Annotated in this window: 13 protein-coding genes; 1 reads left to right on the top strand and 12 read right to left on the bottom strand. The window is 55.6% G+C overall.

Going from position 1 to position 16875, the window contains the following annotated elements; genetic code table 11:
* The first annotated feature begins 242 nt into the window (after window positions 1-242).
* Window positions 243-614 (top strand): BlaI/MecI/CopY family transcriptional regulator, encoded by a 372-nt coding sequence (locus AC3WOE_RS30200; RefSeq protein ID WP_492696185.1) that lies wholly within the window; start codon window positions 243-245, stop codon window positions 612-614.
* 433 nt (window positions 615-1047) lie between these two features.
* Here the strand turns inward: AC3WOE_RS30200 and AC3WOE_RS30195 are convergent, their stop codons facing one another.
* The 12 genes from AC3WOE_RS30195 to AC3WOE_RS30140 form a co-directional block, all read right to left on the bottom strand.
* Window positions 1048-2259, bottom strand: a complete 1212-nt coding sequence (locus AC3WOE_RS30195) for a cupin-like domain-containing protein (RefSeq protein ID WP_492696183.1) — start codon at window positions 2257-2259, stop codon at window positions 1048-1050.
* A gap of 365 nt (window positions 2260-2624) precedes the next feature.
* Entirely contained in the window at window positions 2625-4007 is a 1383-nt protein-coding gene (locus AC3WOE_RS30190; RefSeq protein WP_492696181.1) for a TolC family protein, read from the bottom strand.
* Between the two features lie 6 nt (window positions 4008-4013).
* Complete coding sequence (locus AC3WOE_RS30185; protein WP_492696180.1) at window positions 4014-6065, bottom strand: ATP-binding cassette domain-containing protein; 2052 nt, start codon at window positions 6063-6065, stop codon at window positions 4014-4016.
* Window positions 6066-6067: 2 nt separating this feature from the next.
* The gene (locus AC3WOE_RS30180; RefSeq protein ID WP_492696178.1) at window positions 6068-7219 is read right to left on the bottom strand and encodes an efflux RND transporter periplasmic adaptor subunit; all 1152 of its coding nucleotides are present in this window, start codon (window positions 7217-7219) and stop codon (window positions 6068-6070) included.
* Window positions 7220-7294: 75 nt separating this feature from the next.
* A complete protein-coding gene (locus AC3WOE_RS30175; protein WP_492696176.1) occupies window positions 7295-8506 on the bottom strand; it encodes a glycosyltransferase family 4 protein in 1212 nt (403 codons plus the stop codon).
* Window positions 8496-10517: an alpha-amylase family glycosyl hydrolase gene (locus tag AC3WOE_RS30170; protein ID WP_492696174.1), complete on the bottom strand. Its 2022-nt coding sequence runs from the start codon at window positions 10515-10517 to the stop codon at window positions 8496-8498. Before AC3WOE_RS30170 ends, AC3WOE_RS30175 begins: the two co-directional genes overlap by 11 nt.
* Window positions 10518-10665: 148 nt before the next feature.
* Window positions 10666-11571 carry a glycosyltransferase family 2 protein gene (locus tag AC3WOE_RS30165; RefSeq protein ID WP_492696172.1) on the bottom strand — a complete coding sequence of 302 codons (906 nt, stop codon included), beginning with the start codon at window positions 11569-11571 and terminating at the stop codon, window positions 10666-10668.
* 407 nt (window positions 11572-11978) lie between these two features.
* Window positions 11979-12935 carry an ABC transporter six-transmembrane domain-containing protein gene (locus tag AC3WOE_RS30160; RefSeq protein WP_492696170.1) on the bottom strand — a complete coding sequence of 319 codons (957 nt, stop codon included), beginning with the start codon at window positions 12933-12935 and terminating at the stop codon, window positions 11979-11981.
* Window positions 12936-12958: 23 nt separating this feature from the next.
* Window positions 12959-13846: a 4'-phosphopantetheinyl transferase family protein gene (locus AC3WOE_RS30155; protein WP_492696168.1), complete on the bottom strand. Its 888-nt coding sequence runs from the start codon at window positions 13844-13846 to the stop codon at window positions 12959-12961.
* A gap of 90 nt (window positions 13847-13936) precedes the next feature.
* Entirely contained in the window at window positions 13937-15625 is a 1689-nt protein-coding gene (locus tag AC3WOE_RS30150; protein WP_492696166.1) for an MBL fold metallo-hydrolase, read from the bottom strand.
* Between the two features lie 20 nt (window positions 15626-15645).
* On the bottom strand, window positions 15646-16629 hold the full coding sequence (locus tag AC3WOE_RS30145; RefSeq protein WP_492696164.1) for a hypothetical protein: 984 nt from the start codon (window positions 16627-16629) through the stop codon (window positions 15646-15648).
* A gap of 6 nt (window positions 16630-16635) precedes the next feature.
* On the bottom strand, window positions 16636-16875 hold a 240-nt coding region (locus AC3WOE_RS30140; protein ID WP_492696162.1), incomplete at its 5' end, for a phosphopantetheine-binding protein.

Genomic DNA, 16875 nt, shown 5'->3' with positions numbered 1-16875 from the left:
CCCCCCCCCCCCCCCCCCCCCCCCCCCCCCCCCCCCCCCCCCCCCCCCCCCCCCCCCCCCCCCCCCCCCCCCCCCGCGCCTAACCCCGCATCGACAACTACGATGCAAACCCCTGGGCTCTAGATCGAAGTGCTACGAATCCTGGGGGCAGCGCACCGGCCCGGCAAAGCCTTCGGGTTTCTCTCGACCGAGGAGGCGACAACACTCGTTGACAATCTATCTTCAACAAAACGTCGCCCGTTATGAGCAACATATCCGGTGCCGAATCCGAGATCATGCGCGCCTTATGGGTACGCCATCCGCTGAGTGCCGAAGACATCCTCGGTAGGCTATCTCAGGAAGGCGATTGGCAGCTGGGCACCGTCAAGACGCTGCTGAATCGATTGCTCAACAAGGGCGCACTGCAGGCGCATCGCGATGGCCGGCGCTACCTCTACGCCCCTTTGGTCGCGCGTGACGAATGGGAGCAACGCGAATTCTTAAGCCTGCTCGACCGGGTCTTCGACAGCCGGCTGTCTCGATTCGTTAAGCATTTTTCCGCCCAACGCCAGTTGAGCCACGAGGACGCTGAAATCTTGCGGCGCTTCCTGCAGGAGCATGACGATGCTGCATAGGGCGTAGACCGCTGACATCGCAGACAGTGCGGAGTGGGCAACTCTGCCCCCATGGATCTTCTTGTCATGGTCGGCGCGATGCATCCGTCCAGCCAATTCACCCTGTGCGCTGGCAAGCTGACTACAACACGGTGCGCCACGCAGCAGATGTGGACGCATGCCGGCAGCAAGTTCACGGACCCATAGCCACAGTCGAACTCCGGGGCCATCCCGATGCCACAGCATACTTTAGAGCAACCCCAAGATGACCATGAGGAGGCGCGCTGAACTGAATGTCCGCATCGGAGCAGGCAGCCTGCCGCGATGTGATGATGACCCTGGCAACGGAGGCCAAGTTCGACCCTCTTAGAGTCGCCTCCTACTCACGCATCCTTCCTGACTCCGGCGTCGGATGCGCCCGATCTCTTTTGACTCCATCAGTTAGCGGCCTCGATCACGCCGTCAGTACTGAAGACTGCGCCTCGCAGGCGCGCAGCGCATCGAATAGCGCCTCGACCCGCTTGCGTTCGACTTGCGCATCGTCGTGCGAGCGGGCGATCAGAGCCGCAAGCGCGGCACTGTCCTGAATCGCCCAGCGATGCGCCGGCGGCAACGTTGAGTCTGCGAGCAAGGCCGTACACACCGTCTGCAGTTCAGCAGCCAGCGACGCCAGACTGCTTCCGGGAGCGGGTTCGGCGCCATCTTCAGTGAGGTAGCGTCGACCCCAGGCGTTCAGCGCTACGACCGCGAACAGCGCCGCGCCCCAGGTCCGGCCGTGATCTAGGAAGCGTTCGCCAGCCGTTATGAAGTCAAGCCCAGACGGCGCAAGGGACTCCTGCCGGAACTGCTCCAGCCGGTCCTCGGCATAGAGACTAGGCAACATGCGGGTGGCGTTCGATGCGCCGAGCCACTGTGTTAGCGACGGGTCCCACCAAAAATTCACCGAGACCGACACGTCGCGCGCGCGCACGAAATGCCACCAAAACGCCGGCATGAACAGGAGCTCGCCGGCGTGGATCTTGAAGCGCAGCGCCTTGGCCCGCGCAAAATCCGGGTGGACTTCCAGGTCGGGCCGGTCCGGTTCGACTTTGGACAGGTGGGCGGTCCATACGTCATGATGATACGGGTACAGGTGCGGCGTCTCGTCCGGTGCGAATAGAGTGAATTCCTTGCTGCCGTGCAGTTGCGCAAACAGATTGTTTGAGTGATCAAAATGTAGTTGCGACGAGGTACGACGGCCAAACCAGAGATTGATTGACATCCGGCAGTCCGCGATCCACTCGGGCACAACTAGGTTGTCGAACAGCTCCGGCAGTTGGTCCGGGATCGATTGCTGCATCACGTACGCGTGGTTGTTCGCATCGTCTTCCAACATGCGCTGCGCGGCCGTTCCGAAATCGACTTCGGTCTGATCAAAGCGCCGGATTTCCGAGAGGTCGACGCGGAAATCGCCGTCGCTGCACGTACTCAGCTTTACGGGCCGGTTGCGCGCCACGTTCATCAAGTACTCGGGCGTCCAGCGCTCGGCGATACGCCACTCGTGAAGTGCGTCAGTAATGATGACGGGGCTTCTCTGCTCCAGGAAGCCGCGCTCGTTGAATTCTGCGCGCGTCACACGCGGGATCGCAAAGTTTTGCGATTCGGAACACGCCAACTGCGTTTTCATGATTCATCCTTTCATACCTAACACCAAAAAACCAAAGTCCAAGCGAGCTTCACGCCGTCAACCGCCGCCAAATGTCCCGCACCTGTCCGGCATGCTGGACTACCTCCGGCAGCGTCGCCACGGCCAAGCTGAACTCGAACAAATCGGCGAACGCCGCATATGTGGGGCCGGGCGTCACGCACAGGGCGATGCAGGTGCCGCACCACACTCGCAAGGGGAACTGCGCACCACGAAGCCGATCTCGCCCGCCATGCGGCTGTTCAGCAAGTGGTGCAGGCGCAGGCTGCACCAGGTACATGCCCAGCACTGGCAGCAGCACGTCGCACACTAATCAGGGTCCCCAATACCAGGCGGGTGAGATGGCATCACGCGCCGCCAAGCGACTTGAAGAGTGCGGCTTGCTGCACCCACTGCCGCAGACGTAACTCGATACGGCTTTGTTCGGCATCGAGCACAGCGCTGCGTATCTGCAGCCAGTCGGCACGCGAGATTGCGCCCACCTCATAGCGAAGTCTGGCCAAGCGTTCGTTCTCGACGGCTTCTTTTAGCCGGCCCGCATTGGCTTGCAGTTGCTGCGCCGTGCGGTCAACTTCGATTCGCTGAAGCTCTACGTCGGCAAGCGCACTTTGCAACGTGTCGCGCAACGCCAGCGCCGCACCGTCGAGTTCGGTGCGGGCGCTGTCGCGCCGCAAGTTGAGTCGCTGCCAGTCAACTAGTGGCACGGCGAGATTGGCAGCGAAGGAAGCGAGCGGTTGCGACAACCAGTCGCTCGAGCGCGTTCCGCCTGTACTCAGGCCAGCGGAGAACGACAGGCGTGGGTACCGCTCAGCTTCGCTGACGCGAAGGCGGGCCAGAGCTCTGTCCACGCCAAGGCGGGCGCGCTGTACGTCAGGTCGCTGCCCCAACACTTCGCCAGGCTCAGCCAGTCGCCAGCGTGGCGGCGCGCCTTCAGGCAGCTCAGCGTCAGGCATCGGCCCAGGCAGCGGCTCATCAAGCAGCAGTGCGAGGCGCTGTCGTTGCAGAAGTTGGTCGGCAGCGAGGTCGGCCAGCCGCGTCTCTGCAGCTTGTACTGTGACGACAATCTTGTCGAGCTCAAGAGGCAACAGTTTGCCTTCACGCACACGCTGCCGTGTCAGTTCCAGCGTTTCTCGAGTCAGGTTAAGCTGATCCTCCGCGAGTGGTCGCTGAGCGCGGATGGCTGCCAACGTCCAGTAAGCCTCCGCGACTTGGCTGCGAATAAGCAACCGGGCCGCATCGATATCGGTACGGGCCGCATCGGCCTGAGCGCGTTCGGCCGCAGTTGTCTGGTCCAGACGGTCCCACAGGTCAAGTTCGTAGCCGCCGCTCACAGAGACACCGTAGCTACGGCTCCAGCCGGACGACGTTGTCACTGGCACGTTGACGCCGCCGATGTCGACATTGCGAGTCGTGCGTTGAGGCTCTAGAGGGCGGCTTGCATTGGCCTGCAAGCCAATGTTCGGCACCCAACGCAGAGCCGTTTGATCGGCGAGCAACTGCGCCTGGCGCCAAATCAACGCAGCGCGCGCGATGTCGCGGTTGGCATGGAGAGCGCGGGCTTGCAACGCGGAGAGCTGCGGGTCCAGCAAGCCGGCCCAGTCTGGTTTCACGTCGCCGCCACTCAAGCTCCAGGAAGTGGGCGCAACAACCTCTGGTGCCTTTGCGGCGGGGCGTGACGCACAACCGGCGAGCAGTATTGCTAAGGCGAGCGTGATGGTACTTAGTTTCATGTTCTTTTATTCCCGCGCCAGTGCATCCACCGGGCTCAACGCGGCCGCTCGACGGGCCGGCAGGGTGCCGAAGATCAGGCCTACGGCGCTGGATACGGCGAATGCCACACCTACCGCGGTCCAACTGATGTCCACATGCAGTTGCTGCTGCGCCGCATTGACGCCCTGCGCCGCCAACCAACTCAACGCCACGCCAACGAGACCGCCGAGGCAGCACAGCACAAGGGCTTCGATGAGGAATTGCAACCTGACGTCGCCCTGGCGCGCACCAACTGCCATGCGGATGCCGATCTCGCGGGTGCGCTCCGAAACCGAGACCAGCATGATGTTCATTACGCCAACCCCTCCTACCAACAAGGAAACGGCAGCGACACCGGCGAACAAAGCCGCCAGCGCTCTTGTGACGCTTTGGAGCTTGAGGAACTCCTCTTCGCCGTTCCAAGTGCTGAAGTCCTCTTGACCGTGCAGGGCCTTTAAACGGTGATTGATCTGCTCGCGCACCTGCTGGGGTGGGACTGTCAGATCTAGCAACACGTCGATGTTGTCGACGTCCGCGCGGGAGTCGAGCTTGCGCGAAAAGGTAGTGTTCGGGATGTAAAGCTGGCCGAGCCAACTGTCAAAACCGAAGGGGCCACCTTTAGAGGCGACCACGCCGACGACCATCAACGGTATTGCTGCTACGGCTTGGGGCGGTGCAGCGCCAGGCGATAGGGGGCCTTCGCCGCCGCCAGGCTGAGGCTCATTTGGATTGACACCCATTGGATTGACAAGGATGAGTTGGCCAATGGGAGACTCGTTCTTTTTGAACAGAGCGTCGCGTGATTTCTCATCCAGGACGACCACTTGCCTGCGCGACTCGAAATCCATGTCGTTCAGATACCGGCCGTGGACAAGCTTTAGCTTTCGTAGCTTCAACGTATTGGCGTCAGCGCCGGCGGCTATCAGGGTTGCATCACGAGACTGGTGGCGCCCAGTCAACTGAATTTCCCTATTCAGCGTAACGCTCTTGACGCCAGCCAGAGCGCGCAGAGAGTCGACCTCGTGCGGCCGGAAAGGCTTAGCTACGGCGCCGGGCGACAGGCCTGGGTTGCCCCGCCAAACCGGAATGCGGCCGGAAATTAGGCTGGCAAGGTCTGCTTCGATGGAGGAGCGGGCCGCTGTAGTTAGCGCAACAATGCTGACGACGGAGGCAATGCCGATGCTGATACCAAGCATGGACAGCGCTGTGCGTAGGCGATTGCCTTTAAGCGCAAGCAGCGCTGTGTCGATGGCTTCACGCCATTGCACCCGTAGATGGCGCAGCCCTCCCCGAAAGCCCGCCGGCCGCACGTCCCCGCTCACGTCGATTGGCGGATTGCTCGGCGGCACATGGTTAGCCGGAGTTCCGTTGTCGGCGACAACTTTGCCGTCTTTGAGTTCGATAACTCGACGCGCGTGAGCGGCAACGTCGGCATCGTGAGTGACGAGAATGATGGTGTGGCCGCGCTGGTTGAGTTCCTCCAGCAAACGCAGCGTCTCCGCACCCGACGCCGAGTCGAGCGCGCCGGTGGGCTCATCGGCGAGGATGATCTGGCCACCGTTCATCAGCGACCGCGCGATGGAGACGCGCTGTTGCTGGCCACCGGAAAGCTCGTTGGGGCGATGGTGAAGACGCTCGCCTAGCCCTAGGCGCTGCAGCAGCACGCGGGCACGCTCGCTACGCGGCCCTGTGGCGACGCCGGCATAGACCGCCGGGAGCGCAGCATTGGCGCAGGCGTCTAGGTGAGGCAGTAGGTGGTAGCGCTGGAAGATGAAACCGAAGCGCTCGCGACGCAGAGCAGCGAGCTCGTCAGGACCAAGGGTACTGGCGTCATGCCCGTCGATGACAAAGCTACCGCGAGTCGGATTGTCCAGGCAGCCGAGCACATTCATCAATGTGCTCTTTCCCGAGCCCGACTGACCCATGATGGCGACAAATTCACCGGCCTCGATGGACAGGCTAACGCCGTCCAGCGCGGGCACGTCGATTTCTCCCAACCGATAGTGTCGAGCGACGTCTTTTAGTTCGATGAAGGCCATGATCAGCTGGATGCAGCGCTGGCGCCAGACGCCGCGGGATCTTCAGCGCTAGGCGGCGCAAGCAACACCTTGTCGCCGACCTTCAAGCCTTCGATGACCTGCACCTTCGCGCCATCCTGTAACCCGACCTTGATTTGTCGTGGCGTTTGCTTGTTGTCCGCATCAAGCACCTGCACAGTGAAGCGCCCGTCTTTGCCCCTTTCGCCCAGCGCGACGATAGGCATCGTCAAGACCTGCTTCGCAGAACCGGTCTCGATGTCCACTTGGACCGTCATGTCGCTAAACAGCGACCGATCACGGTTGTCTACCTCAAAGAGCACGTTATAGAAAACCGCATTGCCCGCGCGCTCAGGCACCGGTTGAATGACACGTACCTTGCCTTCGTAGCGCTTGCCTTCGCCCGACAACGTCGAGAACCGCGCAGCCTGGCCTACCTTGATGGCCTGAATGTCGGCCTCGGGCACTTTGGTGCGAACTGTGATGGTGTCGAGATCGGCCAAAGTCAAGATGACGGGAGTGATCTGAACCGAGATCAACGTCTGCCCAACCTGCACAGGCAGGTTCACGACCGTGCCACTCATGGGCGCGGTAATGCGGGTGTAAGAGAGACTGACCTTGCGCTTGTCCAGCTCAGCCTGCAAACGGCTGAGATTGGCGCCTTGCCCCCGTAGGTCAGCTTCGATCTTTGCGAGCTCGATTTCGGCCCTCTCGGCCTCGTTGCCGGACGTGGCTTGGCCGGAGAGCAGGCGCTGCTGGCGTTTGAGTTCACGGCGAGCAGCGTCGGCGTCAACCCGACGCGCGTCTAACGCAGCGCTTGCCTGCGCTACAGCAGCCTCCGCTTGTGCGACATCACTGCGCGCGAGCTCGGGATCGAGACTGACAAGTAAATCGCCTTTGCGGACCTGCTGACCCAGTTCCACGTGGATGGTCTGGATCTGACCGCTTACTTGGGCGCCCACGTCAACCCGCGTCTTGGCCTGCAGCACGCCGGCGGCCTGCACGACTTGTGTCAAGTCCGCCAGAGTCACGACACCGTTCGGTGGCGGCGGGGGTGGGGGCGGCGTATGCATAAACCACCAGATGCCAGCCCCACTGGAGAGCACAGCAACGATGATCAGGAGCCAACGCCAACGCTTTAGAAAACTGCTTTTCATATTCCTCCCAAGGCCTCGGGCCCATACCCATGCGGCAGGTTGTATTTAATAAACCAATATTGATTCGTGCAAAAACTACAAGCCATGAATATCAATATGCACGACAGACGGCGCAGCTCGCGGCGCAACGCCTAATTCTTTAAATATATTCGCCACATGGACACCGGCTTGATGCCACGTCAGCTCCCGAAGCTCCGAATTAGCCCGGCCAATTTGCCGCTCAGCGAACGACACATCACTCAGCAGCTTGATGCTTGCTGCGGTCAGAGCCTCGTTCGAAGATCCATCAACAACAGTTACTGCTGGCACAGCTTCCACAAACCCAACTGTCTGTGATGCAACGACTGGCGTTCCAAGTTGGATTGCTTCTATCGCCGCGATGCCGAAAGGCTCGCTTCTTGAAGGCATGATCATCAGCCGACAATCTTCCAACACGCGCGCGACCTGCGGCGGAGAGAGAAAGCCGTGAAAGACCACCTTCTCCCTCAAAGAATCGTCAATTTGCTTTTTTAATGATTCATACATATCCCCCACGCCAACGATATCAAACGTCAAGTTGGCATCCCATTTTGCCAACTCGGCCGCCACTCTCAGAAACCGATCAGGCGCTTTCTGCGTGGTCAACCTACCAATAAAGCAAACTCTCTTCTTTCGCTGATAGAGCGGTACGTGACGATTTATTTGAAAATCCGGAGAAGCACCATTGTGAATAACTCGTATTTTTGACGATGGAATTCCAAAAGCACGCACAATCCGCTGCTTTGTGAAATTACTCACAGCGATGATTGCCGATGCTCGCTCAAAAGCTTGCTGTTCAATTCGAACAATTGCCGGGTTGGGTTTGTAAGGGGCTCTATCGACTTCCAGCGAGTGAACATGTGCGACGAACGGAATGTCGCAGTTCCGCTGCAACTGAAGGGCGGCCGAGAACGTAAGCCAATCGTGGCCATGAATGACATCAGCCTTCCGGAACGACGGCCAGTTAGCAACAGAATTGGCAAAGTCAAAAGTAGACGATATCAAATCCGAAGATCCATCGTAACTAGACTGCAGGCTGGAAAAAATTTCAGCGATCTTCTCCGCTCGCTGAGCCGGCAAGACTATTTGCAGAGAATGACCAGGGATGCCAGCTAATGCGTCACACAGACCTTTGCAAGCAACACCTAAGCCACCGGTGATGGCCGGAGGGTATTCCCATGCAAGCACAAGCACATTGATCGACGGGGGGGGATTCCTACCTGTTGAAAGCTGCGCACATTGAACTCCCGGTGCAGCGCTAGTGAACATTCGCCACTCCGCATTGCAGGTGAAGGGCAACGATTCCGTAAGGCGGGATCAAACAAGCAATGGCGCCGCGGTCCAGGCGAGCACTGCCAGGCCTGATGAACGGCGCCTCGGCAACCTCGACGCCGGTTGCATTCAACGGCAACGTGTCCAGCCGCCTCTCTACATGGACGTCAGAATGATTAATGATAATCATCAGTCTCTTACCAGAATCGAAACTTCGAAATGCGATCAAGGACACGCCATCGTCATTGAACTTGAACAGCAGGGGCCTGCGGACATCTACGAGTTGCCTTGTAGCAGAAAGCCAGCGGATTAGTTGATAGGTTGGCGAAACCATACTGTATGGTTCGTATTGCGGACTATTTAACTCTCCACCAAGCCAGAGGCAATCTTCATTGCGAAACATATCTTCTCGCACGTAACAATCCTCATTAACTAGACGCTCCTTGTTTGGATCCCAGAACATGCCGAGAGCACCGCTGAAATCCTGCTCTGTTCCATAATAGATAACCGGACAAAGGCGCCCTAAAAGCAACGAAGCCAAACAGATTTGAAAAGCAGCAGTCGCATCCGAGCCGAAAGTGTCATGCAGATCACTGAGAAGACGTGTCTGGTCATGGTTGTCCAGAAAAAGATAGTCATCAATACTGGCGCCCGTTTTTTCGATCGGCTCATTTCCGCAAAGATAATGCGCGAAACGTTCGACTCCTATGCCCTCCTTGAGGCCTGCGCGCAAATATGCGCTAAGGGGGAATTGAAGCATGGAACCAAACCCAGCTGATCGCCAAGGTAAGTACTCCTCCTCAGACGAGCCAGCATGCTCTGCGACTTGGACAAAATCGACCTTCCCGAGGGAACGGGCGTAGTGACCCACCTCATGCAGGCATCGCCGCCAAAAGTCCGGCTCGACGTGCCGCACCGCGTCGTACCTCACACCATCAAAATCAAATTCAGAAATCAAATATTTGACGTGCCCAATCAAAAGGTCTCTAACCGATTCCTCTTCGGTGCGCCAGTCTTCCAGCAGTTCAAATAGCCGACAGCGAAACGGATCATCGGGGAAATCGATACCATGGAAAAGATCAATAGATCTAGCGGTTTCGGGATATGGGAGCAAAGATGCCGTGCTGAACGGATTTTCTCGTCGTTGAACAGTTCTTGGCTTCCAAGCTCTATCAACTTCGCTCGGCTGCGCTGCAAAATATCTAAAATTTGGCGCATGAGCGCCCCAATCAATCAAATCACCTAGATGATTGCACACCACATCAATCATTACACGCATGCCCAGCGAGTGCGCTGCATTGACCAAGGAGCGAAGTTCAGCCGCAGTTCCGATCAATGGATCCACCATAAGAAGATTCAGTGGATGATATCCATGATACAAAAGATTCTCATTTAAATAAACAGGATTCAATAAAATGGTTTCAACACCCAACCCTTTTATGTAGGGAAGGCGCTCTAGAAGCCCATTTAGATTTCCGCCGTGTCTGCCAAAAGGGCAAGTAGCGTTGAGAAACATCTCATTGACCGCAGCATTCCCGCCTTCTTTGCCAACTGCGAAGCGGTCCAGGACGATTGAATAGACGAGGCCCGGGCTCCTGTCATTACCCTCACTGTCAGCTGCGGATTCCACCGGCGCGCCGTTTCCTGAGCGCAAGCTTATTTCACTTAGCGTCCGAGGGATTTCATCGGAAACAACCAAGAACCGCGGCGGGCACAAGAAAATCGCCTGCTCATCCTTTCGCGTGACGAGCTGATATAGGTAATACCCCTCGGGCAACGAGAATTCCGCTTCCAACCAAATTCTATCGGCATGATGCGTGGCGCTTAGCGGCATCTCGATAAGGATGTCATTGTGCCAAGATCTAACAATCAAGAGCGGCTCTCCAAATAGCTCTCCGCTTGACAATCCAAACTTGACGGAAATCTTCTCTTCGGTGCGAAATATCCAACGATGAGGGGCACCATTTGGATTCTCATGATCTTCTAAAATGCACCCAGTATTTCTCATCGCTCTAACGCACTTCCACTCTAATTATCAACTCGCCAAAATTAACTATCACCGAGGCATTCTCGACTTTCGCCGGAAATGCAGACAACGCAGGGGTTACTCCCGTGACGCCTGTGGCACCGGCCGATCCCGATTCAGTCGATCGTTTTCACAATACCCCACTCATGCGTTCCGCTTCATCTTCCGAAGGCGGATAGTGGAATTCGGGAGCATCATCGAAGTTCAAGAAAGTGCGGATCTCGGCAACCTTCTCCTCGGCCAATAGATTTTCTATGGATGAGCGATGCTTCGTGTAGTGCGCGCGAAATTCTGCCTGTCGAATATTTGAGCCTTTCTTTCCATAAAATCGAGTTAGATTTCCAGGGTGACTTCTCTTAAGAATGACCGGGCATTCAATATATTGCGGCAGATGTCCAGCCAATGCGAGCCTCAAGTTCAAATCACAATCTTCGCCGAATGTGATTTTCTCATCCCAGCCGCCAAGGGCGGACAGGGTATCAGTGCGGTAAAGCGCGGTCGGCGGAATGAAAACCCTTGCCAAGAGAAAATCTTCCAACAACGCTGGCAAGGAAGCGAAGTCTTTTCCCCAATAATCGAAACCTACGCTATATTGAGTGGAGGCGTTGCAGGCCAAATAGTTTCCATAGGTCATACTGGCATTTTTCCTTCGCGCAGCATCCAGCAACACGTTGATGGATCGCCGGAGAAGCACGTCATCAGCATCTAAGCAGAAAATATAATCCCCCGTTGCCTTTCCCAGCGCAAAATTGCGCACTGCGGAAGGACGGCCAGAGTGTGCAATAGAGTAGCTTTGATAGGAATAACGGGCATTCTTAAACCAGGCTTGACGATGAATCGCATCTGGCGATGCAGACTGGAGTTCATCAATGGTCTGTCTTGCCACCGCCATTGAAGAATCAGTGCTGCCATCATCGACCACAATGTGCTCGATCTCAAAATCGCCATTGCTAAAGGAATAAAATGCAGATCGCAAGCAATCTGCTATATATTCCTGGGAATTAAAGACGGGCGTTATCAAGCTAATCTTTTGCATGATCAATTGATTTAATTGGAATTTGGGCTGGTGGTTTGCAATTGCTTAATTTGCAAACTTTGGGGAAGTGGCAGGGTTGGCATTGCGGGAATTTCCCATGCCGAGGCGACTATCTGTTTTTTATCAACTGCCGAATTACGTCGAGAACCATTGCGGCACCGATACCAAATGCCCATGAGTTGGTTGCTGGTGCCATGGTTATCACGAGCGGAACTTGATCGTATAAAAGTACAGCGGCGATGACGATCTGCATTGCGAGCAATGCATTTCTTGCGCAGCAATTTTTCTTATCTGACGGTCGATTCATGCCGGGTCTCTTCGCCTTTTTCGAAATCCAACGAACACAATGGTTCTACAGATTTACCGTCAAGCTGCTGATTGCAAATGCTTTTGTTCACTGAAAAAATTCAAGTAGTCAATCGGCGCCAGATGTCTCGAACCCGCATCGCATGCTGAACAACCTGGGGCAGCATTCCAACAGCGAGGCTAAAATCAAACAGATATGCCAGTGCGGCGTAAATATTGCCAGGTGTGACGCCTGGCTGCGCGGCAAGTCGTAGCAACAGCACGGCGCACAACGCTAGTGAACATAAATCGACGAGCCCCCAAGTTTTTGCCTCGCCGGCTGAAATGCGCAGTCGCCAAGCGCGCAAGCGAGCCATATGTCGGGCAACGCTTTCCATAGGGCGCCTAACAACCAAGCCGATCTCACGCTCCATTTGGTTGTTCAAGAGGCGGTGCAGTCGCAGGCTACGTTTCCCAAACCATACGTACATTGCCAACACTGGCAGCAAGACAGCAATGACCATGGCGCCAATCACGGCATCATGGCGTGCAAGCATGAACCCTGATCCGATCAAGCCAACTATGCTCGTGACCAGCCCCGGTACTCCAAACTGAAAAAACTCAACCAGTTCACGCGAAAGTGCTACGCGTGCAGCGATCACCTCCGGTTGGACGTTTGCTTGGCGCTGCACCGCAACGGTACGCTCGACCAAATCGCTATATATGCGTGTAAAGGCATGGGTGTCATATAGCAGACGGGCGATGCAGATCGACATATGCAAGACCCAAATTCCAGCAACCGCCAATATCATGTACGATTGCCCCTTTAGCAGGGCATCGATAGTCAGCCCAATTACCAAGGGATAGGCAAGGCGCACACCGTTCTCAGATACGGTCAGCATGTAGGTCAGGCCGATCTTCCAGGCATATTGACGCAACAGCGAAGTCGCTTTGGGCGAACTAATTTTCTGCATGCTCGCAGTTGGGCCGCCTGTATGCTGTCTCGATATATCCTCTGTTATTAGATTGGCACCGTCGGGCGCAGGCAGTAATTGCCCCTCAGTGGCGGATGTGGCCATATTGTTTCCTGTGCTCAGTCATTTTAGTTGACGTGCTTTTCATTAAACAATGCACTCATTGCATGCACTGTCTCATTATTCTGGGTGAAGAGATGAAGCCAACGCTTGCGCAACAAGGGCACCAAGTCGCTGCTTTGTGACTCCAAGTGCAAAACTCTCTTGTCAATATCCAGCACCACAATTTCCACCTCCTTGAAATCCACAAAGCGACGCACATAAGGCCAAACCGCTTTATAGAAAGCCTCCTTGACGCTATAAAGTATGGTGGCTAACACGGTGTTGCGTTCGAGGTCCGCGAATCGTTTGAGTTCTTGTTCGGTGAAACAAACTTGAAGCGCAGCTGCGTGGCTTGGGGCGTCCATCAGTTCTTCACAGTCGATCCCAATGCTGCTGATTTGCTCTTTGAGGCTCACGACAGCCAAAGCCCAACGTTCGCTATGAGTGATTGAACCAGCTACCAATTGGCCATGAACCAACGGCCAGATAGGCTCGCCTTGCGGGCCCATACCCACACCCTCTTGAATGTCAGCGGCGAGCGTATGGTCATGCACTCCTTCGGCGACTTTAGTCAAGCGATGTAGCGCCAGTTCAGCGCACAGGCGACCGGCGATGAAGCTGCGCAGGCGCGGCGAACTGGCATTACTCAATGCTGGAGGTGTTGATATAACCCAGTTCAATGTTGGCAAAGTTTCTGATTGACGTTCACTCATTGGAGTGATCTCCGGACGCCCAACATTCCCACCACCCGCGCTTGTGAATAGTGGGAGTGTCGAAAGCGGTAGCGCCACGCCGGACATGGTGGACGGAAGACTCGGATGGCACAAAAGCGGCGCTGCGCTCCAATGCGACTGCAGCTGCTTCAGCAACGCTGGCGCGTGATGATTAAGAATTTGATGCTGCGCGGTGACCATCAATAGAATCTCTCTGCGCAACTAAATAATTCGCACCTCGTGCAATCCCATTTTCGTGCACGCTGAGACGGCGAAGTCCCGGGACGCTTATTACGTTCTGTTCCCATAGCTAATTTCGGCCTTCATGAACAGGCGGCTGGCGCGAATGCCATGGGATTGGCAACGCGCGACAAAACGCTCTGCTTCCACAAGCTGAATACTGTCGGAGGCATACTGCAAGCCCATCACAGATTGCATCCAGGGCTCTTGGCCCATGGCGTAGACGTATACCTCCCGGGGCTGCAGTACGTTAACGATGGCCCAAGCGCGTTCGCAGTCCGCCCCGCACAGCCTACGCGACTCTGCGTGCTGATTCTTTGTCGGCGCTCCCAAGACGGGACCATAGAGCCAATTCAGAGGTGCACCTTCGCATTCCATGCCAAGGTAAACGGCGTCTAGCGGCCCTACGCGGGCCAGCAGCCGCTTGTATAAGTGAATATCCCTTCCGTCGGAATCCACCAGGAACATTGCCCTGTGACCATTCAAGGTCAGATACAAAGCATGCTTTGTACGAATGTCGAGATCGCAATGTTCTCCTGTGAATGGCAGGCTCATCAAGTTCCCCCCAGGGAACTCAATGCGGTCGAAGGGACTTAGTTCCACCACATTGGAAAATCCCAGCTGTCCAAGTATTAATTTCAATGAGGGGTCTGCGATGGAACCCGCGTTATTGCTCGGTACTGCGATTCGCCCAATACGCGCTCGCAGCTGCAAGAGCATCTCGGCACTAAGGTGGTCCTGGTGCGAGTGCGAGAAAACCACCCAGTCGATCCGTTCTGGAAGATCGTGCACACTGAAATGCGCATTTTTCTGCGCTTTCATGCTGAAGTACGGATCGATCAAAATCGACTGTTCTGCCGATTGAACCAAGATGCATGCATGACCAAAGTAGCGCACTCGCACGTCGCCGGGGGGCAATGCAGTGCTGTGGTCGTCTTCCTGCGCTACGCCCCTCTTAGCTGCTGGTTTGCACATGCTCGCCAGTAGGCTGAGTTGCTGATCGTCCAATCCAAGGGCTTCTTTCAAAGTGCTCGGCGTTGCTGGGCTCGTTCGCAATGACGTCAGTTTGTCGATGCGCGGATCGTCCAAAGCCCAATTGAGTATGAGGTCTTGGGGCCGTGCCAAGCGCGGAGTGCACATGAAGAAGTCCCTCTCAGTGGGACCCGTGCGATGCATGTAGATCTGAGTAAGGGCCTTAAGGGGATATGCATCAGCCACCAACTCTTCAAACAATCTCACTGCCGGCCGATGATGCAGGTCATAAACGAGTTCGACCATCCCCTGCAACGCAGATGGAAGTTGAGTGTAGAAATCATTGAGGGATTGGCCAACTGCGGCGGTTTGGAGACGCTGATTGGTAGCTTGCCAAGCATCTGCCAGAGCGAGCAAGTCGGCAGCGCGTTTGCGAGTCTCGATTGCGAGTGCCGAAATCGCGGGTATGTCAGCTTCTTGTTTGCAGACGAAATGCCCGCCGTACATGCTTGGAATGCCCGCCAAGTCAGTATGTGCACTGGGATCCTCCAAGAAATCGTCCAGCAAGGGCAAAAGGCGCTTGCTCAGGAAAAGCGCCAAGCTGGCCGGCGCCAGCAGCAATGGCCAAGCGCTCCACCCCAACACCAAAGGTTCGATGCACACATCGTCTTGCAGCAGTAAATCAACATCCAGTGGCAGATTGGATAGGGAAGGTATAGAGGAGGAAGGCGCTGCCGTCGGATGCGACTCAGAAAGAGTAGGGTTCATGATTTAAAATAGCTAAAGACTTATTCTTGATGCAACGATTGAACGATTTTCTGCAATTCATGCAGAATTTCGTATTCTGCTTTCATGATTACCTTGACATTTCGCCTTAGAGCGTCAATCTTCACAGTTCTCCCTCTTGTGGCGCAGTCGATGATGTAGTTGCGCACATTCATTGTGTCTTCCTCGAGGTTTCTAAAGCCCTCTTCCATATTGAGGGCGAGAGGGCGCCCACTGCATTCGGCCACGTAATTCGCCAGACCTCTAATCTTTCTCTTGTGTTCCAAATAGAGGTGCCAAGGGCGAATATCGATCGGCGCATTCCCACTTGCCTCAAGCTGGTCGATAATGACTTCGTAAGTAGCCTGCCCGTAAATCGCTCCTTCTGGCTTGAAGGTGAGAAATCTATTGCCATTTGCAAGATAGTCCTCCAGCAAGGCAGCCACAATATCTTTGCGAAAACTCAGCGTATTATTGTATTTTGCATGCGGTGTTATGCTTTTGAGAGAAACTCCGGATGAGATTGGAAGCGCGGGGGCGATCTGAGCGTATGGAATCTCATACTTGCCAAAGGCTTGGCCCATGAAGCCTTGGGCATAAAAGCATTCCGCCTCATCTGAATACCCGAATATCATGTTGTTATGAATCCAGTCCTCTTTCTGTTGATAGGCGTGGCTTGCGCTTAAGTGGACCTCATTAAGATAGGCCTCGACATAGCAATTCGTATCCAACATCGATTTGAATTGGCTCACCACGTCCCCCCCCATCGAAGAGAGTGTTTTTGCAGAAACCCAACTACTGTCCACAAAAGGGTATCTCGGATACATCCCATCGTAGTGATAAAAGTCAATAATGAAATCAGGCGCGGCGGGGATGCTATAAAGTTGAATGAAATAATTTCTGAGGCACGGGATTGATTTCGGATTCAGCTCCGACACAGCCAAGGGATTGGCATGATGCAGATATGTATAAACCGAAGGTATAGCGATTGGAAGCTTGGTGATCATTGCTTGTTAGTCCCAAGAGATTCTTGTTTTGATCTCGACCTTACCTGCCAGCGCTTCCGATAGCGATTTGAGCGTTGAGGTTTGAAATACCATCTGCAGGGGAACTTCTCGTCCAAACTGTTTTGCGATTGCGTCCGCCACAATCAATGCCAGCAGCGAGTGCCCACCAAGCTTGAAGAAGTCGTCCTGGCGCCCGACGCGCTCCACCTTGAGCACTTGTGCCCAGATGGCCGCGATGGCCTCTTC

The sequence above is a fragment of the Roseateles sp. FW305-36 genome, from assembly GCF_058787015.1.
Note: the sequence above shows the minus strand (reverse complement) of the source record. Positions and strands in the feature narration are given on the sequence as shown.